Raw genomic sequence first — 23,041 nt, 5'->3', positions numbered from 1 at the left:
CTGAGACGACGCCGAGGCAACGAAGGCCGAGCACCACCGAGCCGAGCGCAACGAAGGGACGTCCCCATGCCGGTCACCGTCACCCCCGCTCACCGCTCGCGTCGGACCCCCGCGCGGCGCTGCCGCTGGACCCGCCGCTGGGCCGCGCCCGCCCTCGCGACTGCGCTGCTGGTATCCGGCTGCGGACAGTCCGACGTCTCCGACATCGTCGCGACCACCGAGACCGCGGCGACGCCGGTGCCCGCGGAATGCACCGCACCACCCTCGGCGGATGTCACGACCGCCGACGGCTGGCTCGGCTACCTCGCGGAGAACCCGACCACCACCTCACTGCGGATCGATCCGGGCGACGACCCGGTGATCGCGCATGACGCCGAGGTCGAGCGGCCGTTGGCCTCGGCCGTCAAAGTCGTCCACCTGGTCGCCTATGCGCGCGCGGTCGCCGACGGCAGCCTCGACCCCGACGAGATGGTGCCGGTCGCCGATTGGAACGTCTGGTACCTGCCCGGCACCGACGGCGGCGCGCACGACGCCGCGCTCGCTCGGCTCGGCGTCGACCCCACCGGCGCCGTCACCCTGAATCAGCTGGTCTCCGCGATGATCATCAACAGCGACAACGCCGTCCCCGACTATCTGCGCCACCGCCTGGGTGATCGGGCGCTGATCGACGCGGCCGCCGCCGGCGGCTGGCAGGAGTTCACCCCGCCGACCCTGCTCGGTTCGATGATCGGGGCGATCGCCCCCGACGCGCTCGACGGCGACGCCTGGCAGACGGCGCAGCGATACGCCTCCGACCCGACCTTCGCGGCCGGTGTCCGCGACGCGGTGACCGCGGGTCTGCCGAATGCCGCGCCGGACACCCTCGCCCTCGTCGGTGGCAGCGGTACCGCCGAGCAGGTGTCGGGGATATATCGGGCGATCGCCGACGGCTCGCTCGGCGCCGGTACCGATATCGCCCGCGCGCAGCTGGAATACCAGCTGATGGACATCCCGGGCGTCGAGGGGCTCGGCACCAAGGGCGGGTCGCTGCCCGGCGTGATCACCGACGCGTTCTACCTGCGCTACGAGGACGGCCGGGTCGCGACCGCGGTGCTGCAGGTGCAGGACATGCCGACCGACTTCTACCTGACGGCCCTGCCGACGTTCGCCTGGCAGAGTCTGCTGCTGGAGGCGATCACCCAACCGGAACGGCGGGCGGAACTGCAGTGTGTGGGCTGATTTCCGGCGCAATGTCTCGGGCGAGCAGCCCTCCAGGTTACCGAATGATTGCCAACCACACGTCGCCCTGATTGCCGGGGCAGGATAGAACGATGGTCGACTTAGCCACTTACCGTCCCGGCTTCACCGCGACCCAGCTGGCGGCCCGCGCGGCGTATCTGCTGCGCGGCAACGACCTGGGCGCCATGACCAGCGCCGCCCCGAAGCTCTACCCGCACATGTGGAGCTGGGACGCCGCGTTCGTCTCGGTCGGCCTGGCGACCCTCAGCGTCGAGCGAGCCATCATGGAGCTCGATACATTGCTCTCCGCCCAGTGGTCGGACGGCATGATCCCGCACATCGTGTTCGCCAACGGTGTCGACGGCTACTTCCCGGGCCCGGCCCGCTGGGAGTGCCGCGAGCTGGCGGCGGCCTCGCCCGAACACGTCGACACCTCCGGCATCATCCAGCCGGCAGTGCACGCGATCGCGGTGCAACGCATCCTCGACCACGCGGTGCGCCGCGGCGGACATACCCGCCGGGCCGCGCAGGAGTTCTTCGACCGCCGCTGGCCGAACCTGCTGCTGTGGCATCGCTGGCTCGCGAAGTACCGCGACCCCACCGGCAGCGGCCTGATCACCATCCACCACGGGTGGGAATCGGGTATGGACAACTCGCCGCGCTGGGACCGCGCCTACGCGAACGTCATACCGGGCGACCTGCCGGAGTACGAGCGCAAGGACACCGGCATCGTCTCGGATACCTCGCAGCGGCCGTCGAACCTCGAATACGACCGCTACCTGTGGTTGGTCGAGGAGATGAAGTCGGTGCGCTACGACCCGGTCGCGATGGCCGAGAAGATGAGCTTCGCCGTACAGGACGTCTTCTCGTCGGCGATCGTGGCGGTCAGCAGCGACATCCTCGCGGTGCTCGGCGAGGAGCACGGCAAGCCGCGCGCCGAGGTCCGCGAGATGCAGGAGTACGCCGAACGCTTCCGCGCCGGGGTCGCCTCGACCGCGGACCCGGAGACCGGCGCCGGCCGCGACCGCGATGTGCGTACCGGCGAGTGGAGCACCGTCGAGACGATCGCGTCGTTCGCGCCGCTGCTCTGCGGCGGGCTGCCGTCGGTGGAGGAGCAGAAGCTCCTGGAACTGCTCGATGGCCCGCGCTTCTGCGGGCACCCGCAGCTGCGGTTCCCGGTGCCGCCGTCGACCTCGCCGTGTTCGGAGGACTTCAAGCCCCGCGAGTACTGGCGCGGCCCGGTCTGGCCGGTGACCACCTGGTTGCTGTCCTGGACCTTCGCCCGCCGCGGCTGGGTCGGCCGGGCGGAGTTCCTGCGGCACGAGGGCCTGCGCCAGGCGGCGGACGGCACCTTCGCGGAGTACTACGAACCGTTTACCGGGGAGGCGCTCGGCAGCATGCAGCAGTCCTGGACCGCGGCCGCCGTCCTCGACTGGTTGGGCTGACCTCTCGACCTCCCGCCGCCTACCCGCTCGGCCCAGCCTGCCCGGCCGCAACCTGCTCCGCCTCCGCCCGCTCGGCCTCAACCCGCTCCGCACCGGCCTCGCTCCGCCGGGCCCCAACCCCCGCGAGAGTGAAGGTTTCTGCGGTCCAAGCCCAGAAACTGTCACTTTGGCGAGCCGGGGGACGGGGCCGCGCGAGCCAGGGGCCGGGGGCGAGGTTCGCCGGGCCTCAAGCCCCGCGAGAGTGACGGTTTCTGCGGTCCAAGCGCAGAAACCGTCACTATCGAGGATCGGGGCTGGGGCCGCGCGGGCTGGGAGCGAGGGCCGGGGGTTGCGAGGGCCGGGCTCGTGAGGGCCGCGGGCGGGCAGGGAATCAGTTCGACAGGTGCGCCATGTCGGCGTACCTCTCGCACAGCGCGCCCTTGACCATCTTGCCGGTGGGGGTGCGGGGTAGATCGGCGTCGAAGTGGATCTCCCGCGGCACCTTGAAGTGTGCGATGCGGTCGCGGGCGAAGTCGATCAGGGCCTCGGCGAGTTCGGGCCCGGCCTCGGCATCGTCGGCCGGGTGGACGAAGGCGACGACCCGCTCCCCCATGTCCTCGTCGGGGACGCCGATCACCGCGACGTCGGCGACCGACGGGTGCAGGGTGTACAGGTCTTCGACCTCCTGCGGGTAGATGTTCACCCCACCGGAGATGATCATGAAGGCCTTGCGGTCGGTCAGGTACAGGAAGCCGTCGTCGTCGAGAAAGCCGAGATCGCCGACGGTCGTCCAGCCGATATGTTCGGGATGCCTTGTCTCGCTGGTCTTCTCGGGTGCGTTGTGATATTCGAACGACGGGGTGTCACGTTCGAAGTAGATCGTCCCCACCTCGCCGGCGGGCAGGACCGTGCCGTCCGGACCGCAGATATGCGGGATCCCCAGGAGCTGCGTGCCGACGGAACCCGGTTTGCGCAACCAGGTTTCGCTGTCGATGATCGTCACCCCGTTGGCCTCCGTCGAGGCGTAGTACTCGTGGATGATCGGCCCCCACCAGTCGATCATGCGCTGCTTGACCTCGACCGGACACGGCGCCGCCGCGTGGATCACCGTGCGCAGCGACGACAGGTCGTACCGCGTACGCACCTCCTCGGGCAGCTTGAGTAGCCGCACGAACATCGTCGGCACCACCTGGGTATGGGTAACGCGGTAGGTCTCGATCGCGGCGAGGAAGTCCTCCGGGTCGAACCGCTCCATCAGCACCAGCGTGCCGCCCGTCGCGTGCACGACGCCGCCGAAACGCAGTGGCGCCGCGTGATATACCGGCGCCGGCGACAGGTAGACCGTGTCGGTGCCGAAGCCGTAGAGCGGCCCGAAGAGGCTCGGGTAGGCGTACCCGGGCTCGCCGAGCGTCAGCTCCGGCAGCGGCCGTTTGATGCCCTTGGGGCGACCGGTGGTGCCCGAGGAGTACAGGAAGTCGTCCCCGTGCGGCTGCTCGTCGAGCGGCTCGGCGGGGATCGACTCGATCGCCTCCTCGAAGAACCGGTAGCCGGCCAGCCCCGCGCCGATGACGAACCGTAGCGGCACGTCGACCTCGAGTTGGGCGGCGGTTCCGCGCTTGGTGTCCGAGACGAACAGGGCCTTCGCCCCGCAGTCCTCGATGATGTACTGCACCTCGATCGGGGCGAGATTGTGGTTGATCGCGGTCAGGTACAGGCCGGAACGCAGCGCGGCCCAATAGATCACGTAGGTTTCCGGACGGTTGTCCGACAGCAGGGCGATCACGTCACCCGGGCGCAGCCCCGCGTCGTGCAGCAGTCGGGCGACGCGAATGCTGTTGTCCTCCAGATGGCGGTAGGACAGGGCGCCGCCGGAGCCCGCCATGATCACCGCCGGCTTGTTCGGATTCTCGGCCGCCCAGATCCCCGGATACATGCGCACTCCCTCGTCGCCGTTTCGCGTCGGACGCCGAACATCCACCGACCGGTCGATCGATTTCGCACGGGCGGTGGGGACCGTTCGAGCGCCATACGATAGTGATCATGACGCAAACTTCCGCCGAAGAAGCACCGATTCGCTGGGGAATTCTTGGTCCGGGCCGGATAGCGGAAAACGTCGCGGCCGACTTCGTGCACGTTCACGGTGGCCGTCTGGTGGCGGTGGGGTCGCGCAGCCGCGATCGGGCCGAAGGCTTTTCCAAGACATTCTCCGGCGGTGGACCCCGTTCGGTGACCGACGATCCGATCCGCGTCCACGGATCGTATGCCGATCTGTTGGCCGATCCGGAGGTCGACGCGGTGTACATCGCGACCCCGCACGCCCAGCACGCGGCCAACGCGATCGCGACGGTGCGCGCCGGTAAGGCCGCCCTGGTGGAGAAGGCGTTCACCGCGACGTACCCCGGTGCGGTGGCGGTGGTCGAGGCGGCCCGCTCGGCCGGCGTCTTCGTCATGGAGGCGATGTGGACCCGGTTCCAGCCGGCGGTGGTGCGCGCGCGGGAACTGATCGCCGACGGCGCGATCGGCGAGGTCCGCGCGGTGAGCGCCGACCTCGGCGTGCGTCGCGATTTCGACCCGAACGATCGGCTCTTCAACCTGGCCCTCGGCGGCGGCACCCTGCTGGACCTGGGCGTCTACGTGGTGTCGTTCGCACAGATGGTGCTCGGTGAGCCGGTGGACGTGGTCGCCCGCGGATCGTTGCTGCCCACCGGCGTCGACGCGGAGGCGGGTCTGCTGGTCGACTTCGGGGAGGGGCGCACCGCGAACCTGGTGACCTCGTTCCGGGCGCCGACCCCCGGGGACGCGCGGATCTACGGCACCGACGGGTGGATCGATCTGCCGCCGCGGTTCCACCACCCGAAGGAGTTGCACCTCTACCGGTACAACCGCGAACCGATCATCGAGTCGTACCACACCGCCGGAGTCGGCTACAGCTACGAGTTCGAGGAGGTCAACGCCTGCCTCGCCGCCGGAGCGACCGAGTCGTCGATCATGCCGACCTCGGACACCCTTGCCGTGCAATCGGTTCTGCAGTCCGCCGCCGACCAGCTCGGTGTGGCCCTCGGCGACGAGCCGTTCGAATGACCACCGAGCGCACCCTGACCGTCGTCTTCCTGCCCGAGTCCGCCTACGGGCCGACCAACAACTGCGTCGGGATCGGCGACATCCTGCTGCGACGCGGCCACCGCGTCGTGATGGCCGCCGAGTCCTCCTGGAGGGGCAAACTTGCGCCGCTCGGCTTCGAGGAGGCGCTCGTCGATCTGGCGCCACCGGCCCCCGAGGACGACGACGCCGACGCGGGGCAGTTCTGGAAGGACTACATCCGCGAGACCGCCCCGGTCTTCCGCACCCCGACCATCGAACAGATCGACAGCTTCATCAAGCCGACCTTCCAGGCGTTGATCGACGGCGCGGTCTACTGCGAACCGGCCCTGCGCCGCAGCCTCGCCGACATCGAGCCCGACGTGATCGTCGAGGACAACGTGGTGACCTTCCCGGCGCTGCAGACCGCCGGCGTGCCGTACGTGCGGGTGGTGTCCTGCAATCCGCTCGAGGTGCGCGGCCCGGCGATCGCCCCGCCGTTCTCCGGGTATGCGCAGGACGATACCGGCGAATGGGCCGCCTACCAGGCGGAATACGACCGGGTGCTGCGGCCGATGTGGACGGAGTTCGACGCCTGGGCCCGTGAGCAGGGTGTCGCGCCGCTGCCCGACCTCGACTTCGTGCACACCTCGCCGGACCTGAACCTCTACGTCTATCCCGAGGAGCTCGACTACCCGCCGGCGCGGGAGCTGGACGCGACCTGGCATCGGCTCGACTCGAGCGTGCGGCGCACCGACCCCGCCGCCGACCTGCCGGCGTGGTTGACCGATCGGCCGGACGACGCGGCGCTGATCTACCTCTCGCTCGGCTCGCTGGGCAGCGCCGACGTCGACCTGATGCGCCGGTTGATCGCGGTGCTGGCGCCCACCCCGCACCGCTACGTCGTGTCGATGGGGCCCTGTCACGCCGAACTGACCCTCGCCGACAATATGTGGGGCGCCGAATTCGTCCCGCAGACCTCGATCCTGCCGCTGGTGGACCTGGTGATCACCCACGGCGGCAACAACACCACCACCGAGGCGGTGCACTTCGGCAAGCCGATGGTGGTGCTGCCGCTGTTCTGGGATCAGTACGACAACGCCCAGCGGGTGCACGAACGCGGCTTCGGGGTGCGGCTGAGCACCTACGGCTTCACCGACGAGGAGCTGACCGGCACCGTCGATCGCCTGCTCGCCGATACCGCACTGCGCGATCGGGTGGCCGCGGCCGGGGTGCGGGTGCGGGCCGCCGACGGGCTGACCCGGGCGGCGGACCTGATCGAGCAGATCGCCGCCCATCCACCCGACCGGCCGTGAGCCGCGCGGGGTGAGCCGCGAGGCCGACGACGCGGACTCGCTCCTGCGCGATATCGCCGGACGCTGGCCGCCGCAGCCGGCGCCGGTCCGTGCGGGGTATGCGCCGATCGACCTGCGGCATACCCGCCCGATCGCCGCGCTCGACCTCGGGGCCGGGGCGGTGGTGGCCGTCGCCGAGGGCCCCGACGGGCTGCTGGTGGTTCCGCTGCGTATCCATCCGGACGGCTCCCCGGTCCGGGCGGTGGCCGGCGAGGGGATCGCCGCCCGGCTGATGGACACGATGCGGGCAGCGGTGACCCGACCGGATCGGACCCACCGGAGCGGCCGCTTCGAGATCCGCGCCGGCCACACGCTCCCCGCCGCCGATCCGCCTCCTGCCGCCGATCCGCTTCCTGCTGCCGACCCGCTTCCCGCTGCCGCCGACCCTCCCCCGTTCACCGGCCGGGACACTGCCGAGCGGCCGATCGACACCGACCAGACCAACGAGTCGATCGTCGTAGGATCGTCGATCCTGAAATGGACGTTGCGGCCGCGCACCGGTGACCAACCCGCGCTGCTCCTGCCCGCACACCTCGAGACGGTCGGCTTCGGCGGCATTCCCGCACGTCACGGCGTCCTGCTCTGGCACCCGCCGGGCCATCCGGACGGCGCCGGCGTGTTGCTTGCCGACGCCGTCGCCTTTCTGCCGGGCGCCGCCGACGGCTGGGAGTGGTGCGTCGAGGAAGCCGCCGACGAACTGGGCGCCGACCCGTCGACGCCGGGGACCTGGCCCGCGGCGATCGGCACCCTCGCCGCCGGCCTGCACGCCGCGGCCGCACGACGTTCCGCGGTGATTCCGGATCCGGTGCGCACGGTCGGACCTGAGGAACTGCACCGCAGCCGACGCCGCGCGGCCGACACCCTCGACCGCGCCGTCGGGCTGACCGACCAGCCCTGGTTGCACGACCTCGCGCCGCGGATGTCCGCCGCCCTCGAGCGGCTGCCGACCGACGCGACCGTCGTCCAACCGATCCACGGCGACCTGCACGTCGGGCAGATCCTGCGGGCGGGCGAGGAGTTGACGGTGATCGACTTCGAGGGCAATCCGACCCCCGGCGTCGACCCGCCCGGCCGCCCCCAACCCGCCGCGCGCGATCTGGCCCAACTGCTGTGCAGCATCGGCCACGTCGGCTGGGTGGCCGACAAGCGGACCGCTCACCGGCATACCGCCGCCGTCCCCGGCTGGATCGTCGCCGCCCGCGATCGGCTCGCCGTCGGCTACCGCGCCGAACTGATCCGCCTCGGCGCCCGGAGCCTGCTCGACGACCGGTTGCTCGAGCCGTTCATGGTCGAACAGGAGTGCCGCGAACTGGTCTACGCGGCTACCCACCTGCCCCGCTGGGCCTACGCCCCGGCCGGCTCGCTGCGTTACCTCGGCGCCCGGGATCGGCGCCCGGACGGCCCAAGCGGGGCGGCACCGAAACGGCGCTAATGCGCAGCGAACCGGTATTCGTGCTGGTCAGCTCCGCGGGCGCAGGCCGCGATCCTGGCGCAAACAGAGTTCAATCGTCGTGTAACGGTCCGGCGCCATTCGGCTCCTAGCGTGATGGTCGGTCCCTGAGCCGGATCCGAGCGTTCGATCCGCGGAGGCGGTCCGTTTGTCGAGCGGGAAACGAGATGAGCGCATGTGTGGAACTGAAGTCGGGCCGATCGCCGGTCCGCACGGTGGCGCCGGCGTCGGACGTGTGAGCGAGCGGCGATGAGATTCGCCTCGTGGGCGGTCAATCGTCTCCTGCAGGCCGTGGTCGCCCTGGTGGCGCTGACCGCGCTGGCGTTCCTGCTGCTTCGTTCGGCTCCCGGTGACCCGGCGCGGGCCGTCGCCGGGCCGCGGGCGACCGATGAGACGATCGCCGCGGTTCGCGAATCGATGGGACTCGATCAGTCGGTCGTCGTGCAGTACGTGCGCTATCTCCAGCGCCTCGCTCGGGGCGACCTGGGGATGAATTCCTCGGGCACCGCCCGCGTCGCCGATCAGGTCACCAACGGGGTCTGGCCGACGCTGGCGCTGGTGGTCTGCGCCTCGCTGTTGGTGTTCGTCCTGGCGATCGCCCTGACGATCTGGTCGGTCCAGCGACCGTCGGGGATCGTCGACCGCGCGATCCGCACGTTCGCCATCGGTGGCATGGCGTTGCCGAGTTTCTGGGTCGGTTTGGTCCTGATCACCTTCGTCGCGCTGCCGACCGGGTGGTTTCCCGTGGGTGGGTGGCCCGCCGATCCGGCCGAGCGGGTGCGGGCGCTGGTCCTGCCGTCGGTCAGCCTCGCGCTCGCCTTCGGACCGCCGGCCTTGCGCTCGCTGCGCTCGTCGGTCCTCGGTGTCCTCGACACCGACTACGTGGCCGCCGCCCGGGTGATGGGCGTATCCCGGGTGCGGTTCTGGCGCACCTACGTGCTGCGCAACGCCTTCGTCCCGAGCGTTCCGGTCTTCGCGATCGTCGTCGCCGCGATGCTGGGCGCCTCGGTCGTCGTCGAGGCCACGTTCAACCTGCCCGGCCTCGGCACCCTGCTCGCGTCGGCGGCCCTGTCCCGCGACGTCAATCTCATGCAGGGCACCACGCTGCTGCTCGGCATCGGTGTCCTCGTCATCTACTTCGCCGCCGACGTCGTGGTCGCGCTGCTCGACCCCCGCGTGAAGGTGAGCTGATCGCCATGTCGATGGTCCCCGTCCTGAGCCGCCCCGACCCGGTTATCGACGTGCCGCCGACCGACTCGCCCCGACGGTGGTGGCACAGGCGTCGTACCGGCCACGTCACCGTGGTGGTCACCGCGGGTCTGCTGGTCGCGCTGCTGGTCGCCTCGTTCGTCGTCCCGGCTCTCGCCGGCTTCAGCCCCACCGACCAGGACCTGAGCCGAGCCCTGCTGCCCCCGTCGCCGAGCCACCCCTTCGGCACCGACGCCCTCGGCCGCGACGTCTTCCTCAGATGCCTCTACGCCGCCCGCGTCGACCTGGCGATCGCGGCGACGGCCACCGCCCTGTCGGCGCTGCTCGGGATCACCCTCGGCCTGATCGCCGGCATGGCCCCGCCCTGGGTGGACGCGCTGATCCTGCGGGCGGCCGATGTGATGCAGGCGCTGCCGATCTACGTGCTGCTGCTGGTGGTCGGCTTCCTGCTCGGGCCGGGCGCCGGGGCGTTCATCGTCGCCTCGCTACTGGTGGTGTGGGTCAGCTACGCCCGCATCGTGCGCACCCAGGTCCTGGTGCTGCGCGAACTCGACTTCGTGCACGCCGCCCGGCTCACCGGGGTCGGGCGGGTACGCGTGCTGGCCCGCCACCTGCTTCCCAATGCGGTCCCGCAGGCGATCGTCTACTGCGCCGCCGATATCGCCTTCGGCATCGTCGCGCTGTCGAGCCTGTCGTTCCTGGGCCTGGGCATCGCGGCGCCGACACCGGAATGGGGACTGATGATTCAGGACGGACGGCTCTACCTCGACCAGGCCTGGTGGCTGACCGTCTTCCCCGGCGCGATGATCGCGCTCGCGGCGGGAGCCTTCGCCTTCATGGGTGACGCGCTCGATCGGCAGGTGCGCCAATGACCGCCCTCCGAGAGAAAGCGTCCGCGACCGTGTCCCTGGCCAAGGAGCCCGCCGCTGCATCCCTCGCCGTCGTCCGGCCGGCCCCGCGCCTGACCGTCACCGATCTGCGGCTGACCAGCCGCCGCGACGGCCGCTCGACGCTGCTGGTCGACGGTGTCGATCTGCAGGTCGCGCCGGGTGAGGCGCTCGGCATCGTCGGCGAGTCGGGCTCGGGTAAGAGTCTGACGCTGCGGGCGATCGCCGGCATCCTGCCCGCCTTCGTCGCCCGCACCGGCGGCGAGATCGCCCTGGCCGATGGGCAGTCGATCGGCATGGTCTTCCAGGAGCCCCTCGCCGCGCTGTCCCCGACGCTGCGGATCGGTGAACTGCTCGCCGACGGGGTCGCCGCGCGCTCGCGGATGCGACGGCGGGCGGCCCGCGAGCGGGCGGTCGAGCTGCTGCGCGAGGTCGGGATACCCGAACCGGAGCGGCGCGCCCGCCAGTACCCTCACCAACTCTCCGGCGGCCTGCGCCAGCGGGTGGTGATCGCGATGGCCCTCGCGGGCGACCCGGGCGTGCTGCTCTGCGACGAGCCGACCACCGCCCTCGACGTCAGCGTCCAGGATCAGATCCTCGGTCTGATCGACCGGTTGCGGATCGAGCGGGATCTGTCGGTCATCTTCGTCAGCCACGACCTCGCCGTGGTCGCCTCGATGTGCCGGCGGGTCATGGTGATGACCGACGGCAGGGTGGTCGAGAGCGGCCCGACCGCCGACGTCCTGCACCGGCCCCGGGATCCCTATACCCAACAACTGATCGCCGCCGCCCGCACCAAAGCCGGTGCCGCCACAGCCCCGGAGGGTGCGTCGTGACCAGCATCGTCGAACCGAATTCCCCGTCCGATCCCCCACCCGCACCGACCAACGAGCCCGCACCGACCACCGGGCCGGCGCTCACCGTCACGGACCTGCACGTCTCGTTTCCGCTGCCGCATCAGGGCTTCCTGCGGCGCCGGGGTCCCCGGCAGCGCATCAACGCCGTCGCCGGGGTTTCGCTGACCCTCGCGCCCGGCGGCGCGCTCGGCATCGTCGGCGAATCCGGCAGCGGCAAGTCGACGTTGGTGCGCGCGATCGCCGGCCTCCAACAACCGACGTCGGGCAGCATCCGGCTCGCCGGCCACGGCGTGCGCCGACCCGGATCGGTCGAGTCCGCCAAGGACGTGCAGATGGTCTTCCAGGACCCCACCTCTGCGCTCAACCCGCGCCGGACGGTCGGATCGGTTCTCGCCGAGGTCCTGCGCGTCCATCGACCGGGCCTGCGCGGCGCCGATCTCACCGCGCGGCTGGCGGAGCTGATGGACGACGTCGGACTGCCCGCCCGACTGCTCGACCAGCGCCCGACCCGACTGTCGGGTGGGCAGAAGCAGCGCGTGTGCATCGCGCGGGCGCTGGCCGTCCGGCCGCGCCTGCTCGTCCTGGACGAGGCGACCGCCGCGCTCGACGTGTCCGCCCAGATCGGCATCCTCGAGCTGCTCGGCCGCCTGCGGGCCGAACACGGCATCGGCATGGTGTTCGTCTCGCACGACCTCGCCGCCGTCCGGTCGGTCTGCGACGAGGTGGCGGTGATGTACCTGGGCCGCATCGTCGAGCGCGGTCCGGTCGCCGATGTCCTGGCCCGCCCCTACCATCCCTATACCGCGGCACTGCTCGCCGCCGAGCCGAGTCTCGACACGCACCGTCGCCCCGGAACCTCGGGCCTGGAGGGTGAACCGCCGAGCCCGATCAACCTGCCTCTCGGCTGTTCCTTCGAGAACCGCTGCAGCATCGCAGCAGATGAATGCTCCACCGTCCGAACGGAACTCGGCGGCACCACCGCACACGTCGCAGCCTGCTTGCGGCCGCTGCGCGCCGTACCGGCCTGACCGTCCGTCCCTCATTTCCCTTCCGACCCGGTTCACGAACAGGTACCCCGCCGCCCGGTCGCGCCCGCATACGCCCGAAATTGGAGCTCAGCACATGAAGACCCAGCGTCGTCTAGTCGCCGCCACGGCCCTCGCGGCCGTCACCGCCCTGCTCGCCGCCTGCGGCGGAGGCGGCTCATCCGGTGGGACCTCCGCCGGCGGATCGAGCCCGCGGCCCGGCGAGATCGTCTACGCCCAGAGTTCGCCGACCGAGGGATTCAACGCCGACAGCTGCTGGCAGTACTCGATCAGCATGCTGCCGTTGGTCTACGACCAACTCGTGCGCATCCAGGCGCCGGACGGTGACGGATTGGGGCCCGGACTGGCCGAGTCGTGGGAATACGACCCCGCCACCACCAGCTATCTGCTGACCCTGCGCGACGGCGCAACATTCTCCGACGGCTCCCCCGTTACCCCTGCCGACGTGGTCTTCTCGGTGGAGCAATGGATGGCCGGTGTGGCCAACGGCTACATCTACGAGAACCTCGCCGGTGCGGAAGCGGTGGGCGACAACCAGGTACGGCTGACGATGAACTCCGACGACCCGGTCTTCATCAACTCGTTGGCGATGTGCAGTTCGTCGATCTATCCCGCCAACTTCGGTGGCCGTACCGCCGAGGAGTTCTTCGCCGATCCGGTGGGCGCCGGGCCGTTCCAATTGGCGAACTGGTCGCAGCAGGGCACACCGACAGAGCGCATCGAACTGACCCCGAACCCCAACTACTGGGGTCCGGCGCCCGAGGTGGACCGGTTCGTCTTCGAATCGATAGCCGATCCGGCTCAGCGGGCGCTGCAGTTCCGGTCCGGGGCAGTCGATATCGTTGGTGTGCTGGATATTTCGGTGGCGCGCCAGTTCCAGGCCGATACGCTCGACGTCGCCGCACCGGCCATCTCGGCGTTGTTGGTGCCGAATCAGGCCTCCGGGCCTTCACCGATCCCGATCTGAGACGCGCGCTGTCGCTGGCGATCGATCGGCAGGAGATCACCGACGCGGTCGGCGCGGGTGTCGACGGTGCGATTCAGGTGGCCTCCTTCGCCGTGCCGAGCGAGGCGCCGGGCGGAATTCCCGGATCGCCGCCGGCCGGAGATGGCTACGAGCGCAATGTCGACGAGGCGCGCAGTCTCGTTGCCGCCGCCTACCCCAATGGCGTCACCGCCGAGCTCACCTTCGACGCCGGCAGTCAGGACTACAGCACCGCCGCGCGGGTGCTCACGACCCAGCTTGCCGCAGTGGGGATCACCCTCAATCTTGTGCCGGTGGACAGCACCGCCCTCTACACCGAACTGGGCAACCAGAACTTCGAGCTGACGCTGGCGATCACCGGACCGCTGACCCCGACGATCCTCGACCCGCTGATCTACCAGCTCGGCATCATGTACGGCTGGTCCGGCGCCGATCCGAGCACGGTGCAGGCGCTGTTCGACGAGGCCGCTGCCACCGATGACACCTCGGTCTGGGCGGACAGGGCCGAGCAGATCAGTGACGACATGACCGCGACCGGTTCGATGTACGGCGTCTTCACCGCCGCACCGATCTGGGCGGTGCAGCCCTGGGTCAGCGGCTTCGATCCGTACGTCTACTACTCCTTCTCGCCCGACGGGTTCAGCGTCGGCTGAGTCCTCCCCGAAACAGCGGCCGTCGCCTTTCCCGAAAAGGCGGCGGCCGTTGTTGCGTGTTCCGGGGTGCATGCGGCGGGCACTCGGGCCGACCGATTCGCGGCGTACAGCCGGACCCATGAGGCGTATGCGCAGGTGAGGGGCGTATTCGACCGATCGGTCACGGCGCAAACTGACTGCTACTGCGACGTTACGCCGGCGGGTGTCTTCACTTCCTAACGTTGTTGTCGGGCCGGTTGGGAACGGTCGAATGGTCGCCGCGAACGGCAACGGACATACGAACGGAAGGAGACTGGCACGATGAACGCAGAACGCAATGTCACCGCCTTTCGTCGCCTGCACCCGATCGTGTTCACCGATGTCCGGCAGATCCTCGACCTGATGCGCATCGGCACCCGCCAGATGCGTCCCGGCGAAGAGGTCAAGTGGCCCGATGACGAGATGGCGAGCGAGTACGCCGCCCCCCGCGCCACGATGCGCACGGTCCTGCAGCACCTCACCGCCGAGAACCGGCTCGATCGGCGCCGCCGCAAGGGCACGACGATGCCGATGCATCCCGAGATCGTGCCGGCCCACCCCACGGTGACCGCCGGATATACCCACTGGATGCATGTCCACGACGGCGTCGCCTGCCAGGCCCTCGGTGACCTCTTCGACGCGGACCCCGAAGCGCTGGTGACCCGCATCGACGGCGATATCGACGTGCGCGACGCCCTGTCGGGCCGGTTCACCGCCTACGTCCGGCAGCCGGCCGGAGCTCCGGTGGCGGCGGCCGTGACCAGGGCCCGCGCCTCGGCCGAGCCGGTGCTCCTGCACGAGGTGATCCTCGACGAACTCGGCGGACCGGACGTGATCGAGGTGGTGACCGCCATCGAGGCGGTGGCCTGCGAGGCATCGCTGGCGGCCTACCTCGATGTGCCCGAGGGGATTCCGATGCTGTGGCGGCAGGCGGACTTCCTGCGGGAGTCGCGGATCGTCGCGACCGTGGTCGAGAACGTCCGCAACGACCGGGTCACCTTCGAGGTGCGCAGCCGGCGCCCGGCGGCCCCCGCCACGGCCGCTCCCGCCCCGACCCCGTTCATCCCCACCGAGATCACCGCCGATCCGGGCGACACCTGATCCCCCGTTCCACCATCGATGAGGAGTTCTCGTGACCAAGCCGTTCCACCTCGCGTGGTTCATGGAGTACGCGCCGGCGAATTGGGTCGACACCTACGACAGCCGCAATGAGCGCTGGTCGGATCCGGAGTTCTTCGTCGACTTCGCCCGTGCGCTCGACCGCGCTTGCTTCGATTACATCCTGGTCGAGGACACCAGCTACATCCCGAATCTGCACGGCGGTTCGATGGACGTCTACCTGGAGCGGTCGGTCGGGGTGCCGAAGGGTGATCCGGCGACACTGGCCGGAATGATGCTCGAGGCCACCGAGAACATCGTCGTCTGCTCCACCCTGTCGACCAACGAATACTCGCCCGCCCTGCTCGCCCGCATGACCTCGTCGATGGCCCGCCTGTCCGATGGCCGCGCCGGCTGGAATGCGGTGACCGGCTTCGACGTTCGGGCCATGCAAAACTACGGCCTCGACGAGCTGCCCGACCATGGCCTGCGGTACCAGCGCGCGGACGAGTTCAGCAAGGAGGTCAAGCAGACCTGGGAAAAGATCGGTGGACCACGCCCGGTGGTCGCCCAGGCCGGCGCTTCCGACGCCGGACGGGCGTTTGCCGCCAAGCACGCCGACACGATCGTGTGCAGCGCCGGCACCCCCGAGACGATGATCGAGTACCGCAACGACGTGCGTCGCCGCCTGGTCGAGGAGGGTCGGGACCCCGACGCCTGCAAGGTGCTGTTCCTGATGATCCCGTTCGTCGAGGAAACCCACGAGATGGGTGTCGCCGCTTTCGAAGCCGCACGCCGGCACCGTCTCGAGGACCCCACCCTCGGCATGGCGATCATGTCCCGGCACGCCGGCTACGACCTCAGCGGATACGACCTCGACGCCCCGATCGCATCGTTCGGCATCGAAGCCAAGGGCCTCAAGGGGCTGTGGTCCTATATCGTTGCCGTCTCCGGCAACAAGACGCTGCGCCAGGTATCCGCCGAGGAGGGCATCCTCTCGCTCGCCGGAAGCCCGGAGACGGTGAGCCAACAGATGATCGACATCATGGAAGAGGTTGGCGGAGATGGCTTCCTGCTGATCCCGGACGATATGACCTACCGCAACGTCAACCGTGTCGCCGACGGCCTCGTCCCCGAACTACAGCGCCGCGGCGCGATGCGGTCCACCCCGCGCAACGGCCTGCTCGACGCGATCGCCGCGACGACCGCCTGATTCGCATCGCCGCCGCTGCGCGGCATTCGACCCGATTCCATACGGGCACACTTTTTCTCCCCGACCGCCGCGCGGCGATCGACCGTACGATCACACGGAGTCCCCACATGACCAGTACCTTTCATCTCGCCTGGCAGGCGCCGCTGAGCTACTGCGCCGACGTCCTGGCCACCGGCAAGGAGGGCCGCACCCTCCTGCGCGACGCGGTGGTTGCCTTGGAGCGCACCGGATTCGACTTCGTGCTTCTCGGTGACCTCGACTCGATCGGCTCGCCCGCCTCCGAGTTGGCCGCATCGGTCGATACCTCCTCGATCGCCTCGTACGTGATCGGCGAGACCTCCCGCCTGGGCGTTGTCACCGCGCTGTCCACCGAGGACTACGCCCCCTATCTGCTGGCCCGCCTCATCGCGACGCTCGACCACGCCTCGAACGGTCGATCGGGGTGGAGCGTGCTGAGCACCCCCTCGTTCGCGGCGGGCGAGCAGGCGCCCGAGGACCGGCTGATCGAGTACCTGGAGGTCGTCCGGCAGCTGTGGACGTCCTGGGAGCCGGACGCGGTGGTCGTCGACCGCGAGAACATGGTCTACGCCCAGCCGGCGAAGGTGCACGAGATCAACTTCGAGGGCACCTACTACCGCTCCCTCGGTCCACTGGTGACATCCCTTGCGCCGCAAGACATGCCGGTGGTGACCCTGGTCGACCCGAGCCCGACGTCCGGTGCGCTCGCCTACGCCGATCTCGTGGTGCTCACCGCCGACGACGCGGCCCGCGCGGCCACCCTGAACAAGGAGATCCGCGAGGCGGTTGTCGGCGCCGGCCGCGAGCCCGATGCGGTGACCATCCTGCTGGCGGCCACCCCGGACTTCGACCACCTCACCGCCGGCACGGCCGGCGCCCCCTTCCGGATCGTCGGTTCGACCGCGCAGATCGCCGCAGAGATGGGCCGACTCGCCGACGAAGGCGTCGCGGACGGCTTCGTGCTCAGTCCCTCGCGCAGCGACCGGATCTACCTCGCGAACATCACCGACGACCTGGTCCCGGTGTTGCGGTCCGAGGAGCGGATCCGGTCGGGCTACGCCGGTGGCTTCCTGCGACACAACCTGGGGCTGTGAGCGTATGGGATTTCGGATCGGATGGTTCATCGACAGCGGCTACAGCCCCGCGGGCTGGGCGAGCGTCTACGCCCCGCGCGACTACGGCGACTGGGGCAACCCCCGGCGCTATGTCGAATTGGCGCGGGCATGTGAGCGCAGCGCGCTCGACTTCCTGTTGCTCGCCGACACCACCTTTGTGCCGAACCGGCACGGCGGCTCGATGTCGGCCTATCTGCGGCACGCGATCTGCGCTCCGATGGGCGACCCCGCCGTCATCGCCACCCGGATGTTGGCGGCGACCGAGCGCATCGGCGTGGTCGTCACGCTGAACACCAGCGAATACGAGCCGGAGACCCTGGCGCGGTTGGTGGCCGGCATGGCCGACCTCGGCGACGACCGTGCGGGCTGGAACGTCGTCACCGGCTTCGCCGACCGGGCGATGCGCAACTACGGTAAAGAGGGCCTCGGCCAACATGATCGGCGCTACGACATCGCCGAGGAGTACGTCTCCCGGGCCGAGGGGGTGTGGGCGAGCTCCGGGCGACCGCGGCCGATCATCGCGCAGGCCGGCGCCTCCCCCCGCGGCCGCGACTTCGCCGCCCGGCACGCCGATCTGATCGTCTGCAATGCGGCGACCCCCGAGACGATGAAGGAGTACCGCGACGACATCCAACGGTTGTTACGCATACACGGCCGCGGACCCGACGACTGCAAGGTCATGTTCCTGACGATCCCGTTCGTCGGGGAGACCGAGGAGCAGGCGCAGCGCATGTACCGGGCCCGCCACGACCTCGCGTCGGCGGACCCCGAGGCCGATATCGCCATCATGTCCCTCAACAACGACGTCGACTTCTCGATCTTCGACCCCGACGTGCCGATGGGGCAGTACGCCGACCGGGTGGAGACCGCCGGTACCCGCGGTCTGCTCGCCTACATCATGAACGTCGCGAAGGAGCGCACCCTGCGCGAAATGGTTGCCTCCCGGGCGATGTACGAGGTCGTCGGCACCCCGACGACCGTCGCCGACCGGATGGAAGCTCTCATCGACGAAGTGGGCGGCGACGGTTTCATCTTCAACAGCGACTACCTCGACCAGCAGATCGTCGAGAGCGTCCTGTGCGGTCTGGTGCCCGAACTGCAACGCCGCGGCCTGGTGCCCGACGCCTACCCCGCCGCCGGACGGCGGATGCCCCTCACCCCCTCCTGACGGCTCCGATCGGAATCCGTCGACCACACCCCGCCGGCGTTCCCGCCGCCGACTCTCACAGAAACGAGCGCGATCATGGCCACATCCGACGAGACCGTCGAGCAGTTGATCACCACGCCCGGTGCGAAGGTCATCAATATCGCCGACCCCGAAATCCCTTGGCACGACTACCTGGACAAGCTGCCGGGCGAGACCACCCCCGATCACGTGGCCAAGGCCAAGCACGCCGTGCTGTACAGCTCCCCGGACGGCAAGGTCACCCTCGGCGCGTGGTCGCGCGACGAGGGCTACGGCCCGATCGGCAGCCCGGGATGGTCCTTCGACATCGTGCTCGAGGGGTCGGTCACGCTGATCAACACCGACGGCACCGAGCAGACCGCCGGCCCGGGCGAGGTGATCCTCTACCGCACCGAGGATGTCGCCGAATGGCATCAGACCGGTTATCTGCGCAAGTTCTACATCTCGATCGAGGAGTAGACACCGCGGGTTCGACACCCTTACGCCGAACCGGTCACCCGAGATCGACTGTCGGGTGACCGGTGTCGGCGTGTCGCCGGACCCGCGCCGAACGCTCAGACGGTGACGCGATCCCCCGCGTGGGTATCGCGGCTGAACGCGGAGTGTCCCTGGGCGTGCAGCAGATCGACGCGGCCGCGGGCATGCGCGAGGTCGGTGATCCCGACGCGGGCCAGGTGGCCGCGCACATCGGTGAGCAGCGGACCGCGCGGAGCCTCGGACGCGGTCATCCGGTCCGCGCCCAGGGCGGCGGAGACGACGACGTCGATGCCGCACAGGTGCTCGCTCGCGCACAGCAGCAGCGCCCGGTCGCGCAGGCCGGTGGCGGTCAGGACCCGATGCAGGCGCGCGACGGTGCGATCGGCGGCCGGGCCGGTGACCGCCAGCACGATCGGGCGGCCGCGCACGGAGCCCACCGCGTCCAGGGCGGCGTGGTTGATGTCGAGATCCGTCAGTGTGTCGGTATCGAGGCGGGCGGCGCCGTACGGCCACGCGTCCGTGACCAGGTACTCGGCGAGCCGCTGCTCGGGGGCGACCAGGGCCGGGGAGATGGGGGCCGGAGCCTCGCCGATCGCGGCGATCAGCCGCAGCCCGGTCGCGTCCGCGGATACGACGATCTCGGTCTCGTGCACCTCTATGTCGTCGAAGCCGGGCAGCAGGGCCAGGGCCGCCGCCAAGACGTCGTACTGGTGCGGACCGGCGGCGTCCTGCACGAAGCGGAAGAGGCCGGGCTGGGCCGACGGAATGATGTGCAGTCCCCGCACGAGCAGTCGTGGCTCCAGGCCGAAGACGTCGGACGGCAGCGGTTGACCGGTCAGCGGGCGCAGATGCTGCAGGATGTCGCCGATCGAGTACACCGACGCCATGTCCAGCGGCGGGGCGAGGATGTCACGCAGGACGGCCGGGCGGGTGGCGCGGCGCTCGAGCAGTTCGGCGACCCCACGGCGGTAGCGTGCCCGGTCCTGCTCGGCGATGCGGTCCGCCGCATCCTCGTCGACGGCCCGATGCGGTGCATCGATCGCCGTTCGATCGCCTGTCATGTCGTCTCTCCCGCCGGTTCGAATTCTGCGAGTAAGGATAACCTCACTGACGGCGGCGTGGTGGTCCCGGGGTGATCGGTTCATATCCGAGCGAGGCCTCGGAGCCGGGATCGCCGGTCGCCGGTCCTGCGTGGCGCCGACCGGCACCGCCGGTCCTATGCGGAGTCGCCGGGACGCGGCGCGGCGAGCGCGGAGACGATGGCGCCCTCGATGTCCTTCGGGGTGGCCGTCGGCCCGAAACGCTCGATGACCCGCCCGTCGCGACCGACCAGGAACTTGGTGAAGTTCCACTTGATCGCCCCGCCGAGCAGCCCGCCCTTGCTGTCCTTGAGCCACCTGTACAACGGATGCGTCCCGGAACCGTTGACGTCGATCTTCGCGAACATCGGAAAGGTCACCCCGAAGGTCAGTCGGCAGACGTCGCCGATGTTCGCGTCGTCGACCGGTTCCTGGCGGAACTGATTCGACGGGAAGCCCAGGACCGCGAAACCCTGGTCCCGGTGGGTATTCCAGAGCTCTTCGAGCCCGTCGAACTGGCGGGCGAAGCCGCATTTGCTCGCGGTATTCACCACCAGAACCACGTCGCCGGTGTAGTCGGAGAGCGGTTTGTCGGTACCGTCCGGAGTGGCGGCGGAGAAATCCGACAGTGTTGTCTGTGATGCCGAGTTCGAGATACTCACACCCCGAACTCTAGGGTGCTTCGACCACCAATGGGAGTCCGCGGCGTTCACAATGGGGAACGTGTCCAGCGGGGATGTGCCCACGGCCTTCGGCGAGGAATCCGCGCCGTCCGAGAGGTCCTTGTCGGGGAGGGTGGTGCCACCCGCGCTGGTGGTCGCAGCCCTCGGTGTTGTCTTCGGCGATATCGGAACCAGCCCGCTCTACGCGATGGCCGCGGTGTTCTCGATCGATCACGGCGCGGTCGAACCGGTGCGCGAGAACGTCCTCGGCATCATCTCCATGCTCTTCTGGACCGTCCTGTTGATCGTGTCGATCAAGTACGTGACCCTCGTCCTGCGGGCCGACAATGAGGGCGAGGGTGGCATCATCGCGCTGGCCGCGCTCGCCCGCCGGGGTCTGACCTCGTCCGGGCCGCGGGTGCGGGCGTGGGTCGTGCTCGCCGGCATCGTGGGTGCGGGCCTGTTCTACGGCGACAGCGTGATCACCCCGGCGATCTCGGTGCTCTCCGCGGTCGAGGGGGTGGAGATCGCCGCCCCGCATATCGACCACTTCGTCGTCCCGATCGCGGTGGTGATCGTGGTCGTGTTGTTCCTGGCGCAGCCGCGCGGTACCGAGCGCATCGGCCGGGTCTTCGGGCCGGTGATGCTCGTGTGGTTCCTGGTGCTCGCCGCCCTCGGCGTGCCGGCGATCGTCGAGCATCCCGGGGTGCTGGTCGCGCTGTCGCCGACCTTCCTCGTCGCATTTGTGGTCGCCCATCCGCTGATCGCCTTCATCGCGATGGGCGCGGTGGTGCTGTCGGTGACCGGCGCCGAGGCGCTCTACGCCGACCTCGGTCATTTCGGTCGTCGGTCGATCGCCATCGCCTGGTACGGCGTCGTCTTCCCGGCGTTGATGATCAACTACCTGGGCCAGGGGGCGCTGATCATCAGCAACCCGGCGTCCGTCGACAATCCGTTCTTCCGGTTGGCGCCGGGGGCGTTGGTCCTGCCGCTGGTGGTGTTGGCGACCGCGGCCACGGTGATCGCCTCACAGGCGGTGATCAGTGGCGCGTTCTCGATGACGAAGCAGGCGATGCGGTTCGGGCTGTTCCCCCGGCTCGCCACGCGGTACACCTCGGCCCACAACAGCAGACACGTCTACCTGCCCGCGGTGAACTGGGCGCTGCTGATCGGCGTGCTGGTGCTGGTGGTGATCTTCCGGGATTCGAGCCGACTGTCCTCGGCCTACGGGCTGGCGGTCACCGGGACGTTCATCCTGACCACGATCCTGCTGTTGATCGTCGCGCGCACCCAATGGGGCTGGTCCTGGCGCTGGATAGCGCTGCTGGGCGTCGGCCTCGGCGGCGTCGAGTTGACCTACTGGGTGGCGAATCTGACCAAATTCTTCAACGGTGGCTACCTGCCGGTGGCGGTCGCGATCGTGCTGACCACCCTGATGGTGACCTGGCAGCGCGGGCGGGCCGAGGTCACCAGGGATCGCAGCGCGGTCGAGGGGCCGATCGAGGACTTCTTCGCCGGCCTGGGCGACGCGGAGGTGTACCGGGTGCCGGGGACGGCGGTCTACCTGCACGCCTCGCCGATCACGATCCCGCTGGCCCTGCGGGACAACATGCTGTTCAACCACATCCTGCACGAGCGGGTGGTCGTGGTGACCATCGCGAACCTGGACATCCCGCGGGTGGCGCCCGAGGACCTGCTCGAGATCGACTCCCGCTATGTGTCGGTCGGGATCCTGCGCGTCACCCTGCGACAGGGTTTCCTCGACCCGGCGCGGGTGCCCGAGATGCTGCACACCATCGGCGAACGCATCGGCATCGACCACGCCGACCTCGAGTCCGCGCCCTACTTCCTATCGGGGATGAACGTGTCGTTGGCGCCGCAGTCGCGGATGCCGACGTGGCAGCGGCGATTGTTCATCGCGATGGTCCGCAATTCGCAGGTGCCGAGCTTCGGTCTGCCCGCCTCGCGGGTGGTGATCGTCGGCTCGGACGTGCCGATCTGACGGTCTCGGGT

Annotated in this window: 20 protein-coding genes; 17 read left to right on the top strand and 3 right to left on the bottom strand. The window is 69.6% G+C overall.

What is annotated here, in order from left to right; all coding sequences use genetic code 11:
- The first annotated feature begins 66 nt into the window (after positions 1-66).
- A complete protein-coding gene (locus MB1_RS09955; RefSeq protein ID WP_084351326.1) occupies positions 67-1,218 on the top strand; it encodes a serine hydrolase in 1,152 nt (383 codons plus the stop codon).
- Positions 1,219-1,310: 92 nt separating this feature from the next.
- Entirely contained in the window at positions 1,311-2,663 is a 1,353-nt protein-coding gene (gene ggh / locus MB1_RS09950) for a glucosylglycerate hydrolase (RefSeq protein WP_066906229.1), read from the top strand.
- A gap of 370 nt (positions 2,664-3,033) precedes the next feature.
- Here the strand turns inward: ggh and MB1_RS09945 are convergent, their stop codons facing one another.
- A complete protein-coding gene (locus tag MB1_RS09945) occupies positions 3,034-4,575 on the bottom strand; it encodes an acyl-CoA synthetase (protein WP_066906335.1) in 1,542 nt (513 codons plus the stop codon).
- Between the two features lie 107 nt (positions 4,576-4,682).
- On the opposite strand from MB1_RS09945, the gene MB1_RS09940 reads away from it, so the two are divergent.
- From MB1_RS09940 to MB1_RS09875, 14 genes are all read left to right on the top strand, one after another.
- Positions 4,683-5,723: a Gfo/Idh/MocA family protein gene (locus MB1_RS09940; protein WP_066906333.1), complete on the top strand. Its 1,041-nt coding sequence runs from the start codon at positions 4,683-4,685 to the stop codon at positions 5,721-5,723.
- Positions 5,720-7,036, top strand: coding sequence for a nucleotide disphospho-sugar-binding domain-containing protein (locus MB1_RS09935; RefSeq protein WP_066906227.1), 1,317 nt, complete (start codon positions 5,720-5,722; stop codon positions 7,034-7,036). The genes MB1_RS09940 and MB1_RS09935 overlap by 4 nt, the downstream gene beginning before the upstream one ends.
- 10 nt (positions 7,037-7,046) lie before the next feature.
- Positions 7,047-8,507 carry a hypothetical protein gene (locus tag MB1_RS09930; protein ID WP_066906225.1) on the top strand — a complete coding sequence of 487 codons (1,461 nt, stop codon included), beginning with the start codon at positions 7,047-7,049 and terminating at the stop codon, positions 8,505-8,507.
- A gap of 267 nt (positions 8,508-8,774) precedes the next feature.
- On the top strand, positions 8,775-9,716 hold the full coding sequence (locus tag MB1_RS09925) for an ABC transporter permease (RefSeq protein WP_066906223.1): 942 nt from the start codon (positions 8,775-8,777) through the stop codon (positions 9,714-9,716).
- A 5-nt stretch (positions 9,717-9,721) separates the two neighbouring features.
- The gene (locus tag MB1_RS09920; protein ID WP_066906221.1) at positions 9,722-10,606 is read left to right on the top strand and encodes an ABC transporter permease; all 885 of its coding nucleotides are present in this window, start codon (positions 9,722-9,724) and stop codon (positions 10,604-10,606) included.
- Positions 10,603-11,457, top strand: coding sequence for an ABC transporter ATP-binding protein (locus MB1_RS26195; RefSeq protein WP_084351324.1), 855 nt, complete (start codon positions 10,603-10,605; stop codon positions 11,455-11,457). The genes MB1_RS09920 and MB1_RS26195 overlap by 4 nt, the downstream gene beginning before the upstream one ends.
- Positions 11,454-12,506, top strand: coding sequence for an ABC transporter ATP-binding protein (locus MB1_RS09910; RefSeq protein ID WP_066906219.1), 1,053 nt, complete (start codon positions 11,454-11,456; stop codon positions 12,504-12,506). Before MB1_RS26195 ends, MB1_RS09910 begins: the two co-directional genes overlap by 4 nt.
- A 94-nt stretch (positions 12,507-12,600) precedes the next feature.
- Positions 12,601-13,491, top strand: coding sequence for an ABC transporter substrate-binding protein (locus MB1_RS26800; RefSeq protein ID WP_066906217.1), 891 nt, complete (start codon positions 12,601-12,603; stop codon positions 13,489-13,491).
- Positions 13,488-14,162, top strand: a complete 675-nt coding sequence (locus tag MB1_RS26795) for an ABC transporter substrate-binding protein (RefSeq protein WP_281189952.1) — start codon at positions 13,488-13,490, stop codon at positions 14,160-14,162. The genes MB1_RS26800 and MB1_RS26795 overlap by 4 nt, the downstream gene beginning before the upstream one ends.
- 300 nt (positions 14,163-14,462) lie before the next feature.
- Positions 14,463-15,281, top strand: a complete 819-nt coding sequence (locus MB1_RS09895; RefSeq protein ID WP_066906213.1) for a GntR family transcriptional regulator — start codon at positions 14,463-14,465, stop codon at positions 15,279-15,281.
- A gap of 31 nt (positions 15,282-15,312) precedes the next feature.
- Positions 15,313-16,491, top strand: coding sequence for an LLM class flavin-dependent oxidoreductase (locus tag MB1_RS09890; RefSeq protein ID WP_066906211.1), 1,179 nt, complete (start codon positions 15,313-15,315; stop codon positions 16,489-16,491).
- Between the two features lie 107 nt (positions 16,492-16,598).
- The gene (locus MB1_RS09885; protein WP_066906209.1) at positions 16,599-17,603 is read left to right on the top strand and encodes an LLM class flavin-dependent oxidoreductase; all 1,005 of its coding nucleotides are present in this window, start codon (positions 16,599-16,601) and stop codon (positions 17,601-17,603) included.
- A 4-nt stretch (positions 17,604-17,607) separates the two neighbouring features.
- Positions 17,608-18,792 carry an LLM class flavin-dependent oxidoreductase gene (locus MB1_RS09880; protein WP_066906207.1) on the top strand — a complete coding sequence of 395 codons (1,185 nt, stop codon included), beginning with the start codon at positions 17,608-17,610 and terminating at the stop codon, positions 18,790-18,792.
- Positions 18,793-18,867: 75 nt separating this feature from the next.
- On the top strand, positions 18,868-19,269 hold the full coding sequence (locus MB1_RS09875) for a cupin domain-containing protein (RefSeq protein ID WP_066906205.1): 402 nt from the start codon (positions 18,868-18,870) through the stop codon (positions 19,267-19,269).
- 95 nt (positions 19,270-19,364) lie between these two features.
- On the opposite strand, the gene MB1_RS09870 is transcribed toward MB1_RS09875, so the two are convergent.
- Together MB1_RS09870 and MB1_RS09865 are read right to left on the bottom strand one after the other, a co-directional pair.
- On the bottom strand, positions 19,365-20,348 hold the full coding sequence (locus MB1_RS09870) for a glutamate synthase-related protein (protein ID WP_066906203.1): 984 nt from the start codon (positions 20,346-20,348) through the stop codon (positions 19,365-19,367).
- Positions 20,349-20,503: 155 nt separating this feature from the next.
- Positions 20,504-21,028 (bottom strand): glutathione peroxidase, encoded by a 525-nt coding sequence (locus tag MB1_RS09865; RefSeq protein ID WP_281189949.1) that lies wholly within the window; start codon positions 21,026-21,028, stop codon positions 20,504-20,506.
- 61 nt (positions 21,029-21,089) lie between these two features.
- Here MB1_RS09865 and MB1_RS09860 point away from each other — a divergent pair, with 61 nt between their 5' ends.
- The gene (locus MB1_RS09860; protein ID WP_218000218.1) at positions 21,090-23,030 is read left to right on the top strand and encodes a potassium transporter Kup; all 1,941 of its coding nucleotides are present in this window, start codon (positions 21,090-21,092) and stop codon (positions 23,028-23,030) included.
- Positions 23,031-23,041 lie beyond the last annotated feature (11 nt).

The sequence above is a fragment of the Millisia brevis NBRC 105863 genome, assembly GCF_001552615.1.
GTDB classification, from domain to species: Bacteria; Actinomycetota; Actinomycetes; order Mycobacteriales; family Mycobacteriaceae; genus Millisia; species Millisia brevis.
The sequence above is the reverse complement of the archived record's forward strand: the minus strand, read 5'-3'. Positions and strand labels throughout refer to the sequence as shown.

What these genes read in the sequence shown, in the direction of transcription:
- MB1_RS09955 (WP_084351326.1), top strand. Translation starts at nt 67, where the DNA reads ATGCCGGTCACCGTCACCCCCGCTCACCGCTCGCGTCGGACCCCCGCG.
- ggh (WP_066906229.1), top strand. Translation starts at nt 1,311, where the DNA reads ATGGTCGACTTAGCCACTTACCGTCCCGGCTTCACCGCGACCCAGCTG.
- MB1_RS09945 (WP_066906335.1), bottom strand. Translation starts at nt 4,575, where the DNA reads ATGTATCCGGGGATCTGGGCGGCCGAGAATCCGAACAAGCCGGCGGTG.
- MB1_RS09940 (WP_066906333.1), top strand. Translation starts at nt 4,683, where the DNA reads ATGACGCAAACTTCCGCCGAAGAAGCACCGATTCGCTGGGGAATTCTT.
- MB1_RS09935 (WP_066906227.1), top strand. Translation starts at nt 5,720, where the DNA reads ATGACCACCGAGCGCACCCTGACCGTCGTCTTCCTGCCCGAGTCCGCC.
- MB1_RS09925 (WP_066906223.1), top strand. Translation starts at nt 8,775, where the DNA reads ATGAGATTCGCCTCGTGGGCGGTCAATCGTCTCCTGCAGGCCGTGGTC.
- MB1_RS09920 (WP_066906221.1), top strand. Translation starts at nt 9,722, where the DNA reads ATGTCGATGGTCCCCGTCCTGAGCCGCCCCGACCCGGTTATCGACGTG.
- MB1_RS26195 (WP_084351324.1), top strand. Translation starts at nt 10,603, where the DNA reads ATGACCGCCCTCCGAGAGAAAGCGTCCGCGACCGTGTCCCTGGCCAAG.
- MB1_RS26800 (WP_066906217.1), top strand. Translation starts at nt 12,601, where the DNA reads ATGAAGACCCAGCGTCGTCTAGTCGCCGCCACGGCCCTCGCGGCCGTC.
- MB1_RS09895 (WP_066906213.1), top strand. Translation starts at nt 14,463, where the DNA reads ATGAACGCAGAACGCAATGTCACCGCCTTTCGTCGCCTGCACCCGATC.
- MB1_RS09885 (WP_066906209.1), top strand. Translation starts at nt 16,599, where the DNA reads ATGACCAGTACCTTTCATCTCGCCTGGCAGGCGCCGCTGAGCTACTGC.
- MB1_RS09880 (WP_066906207.1), top strand. Translation starts at nt 17,608, where the DNA reads ATGGGATTTCGGATCGGATGGTTCATCGACAGCGGCTACAGCCCCGCG.
- MB1_RS09875 (WP_066906205.1), top strand. Translation starts at nt 18,868, where the DNA reads ATGGCCACATCCGACGAGACCGTCGAGCAGTTGATCACCACGCCCGGT.
- MB1_RS09870 (WP_066906203.1), bottom strand. Translation starts at nt 20,348, where the DNA reads ATGACAGGCGATCGAACGGCGATCGATGCACCGCATCGGGCCGTCGAC.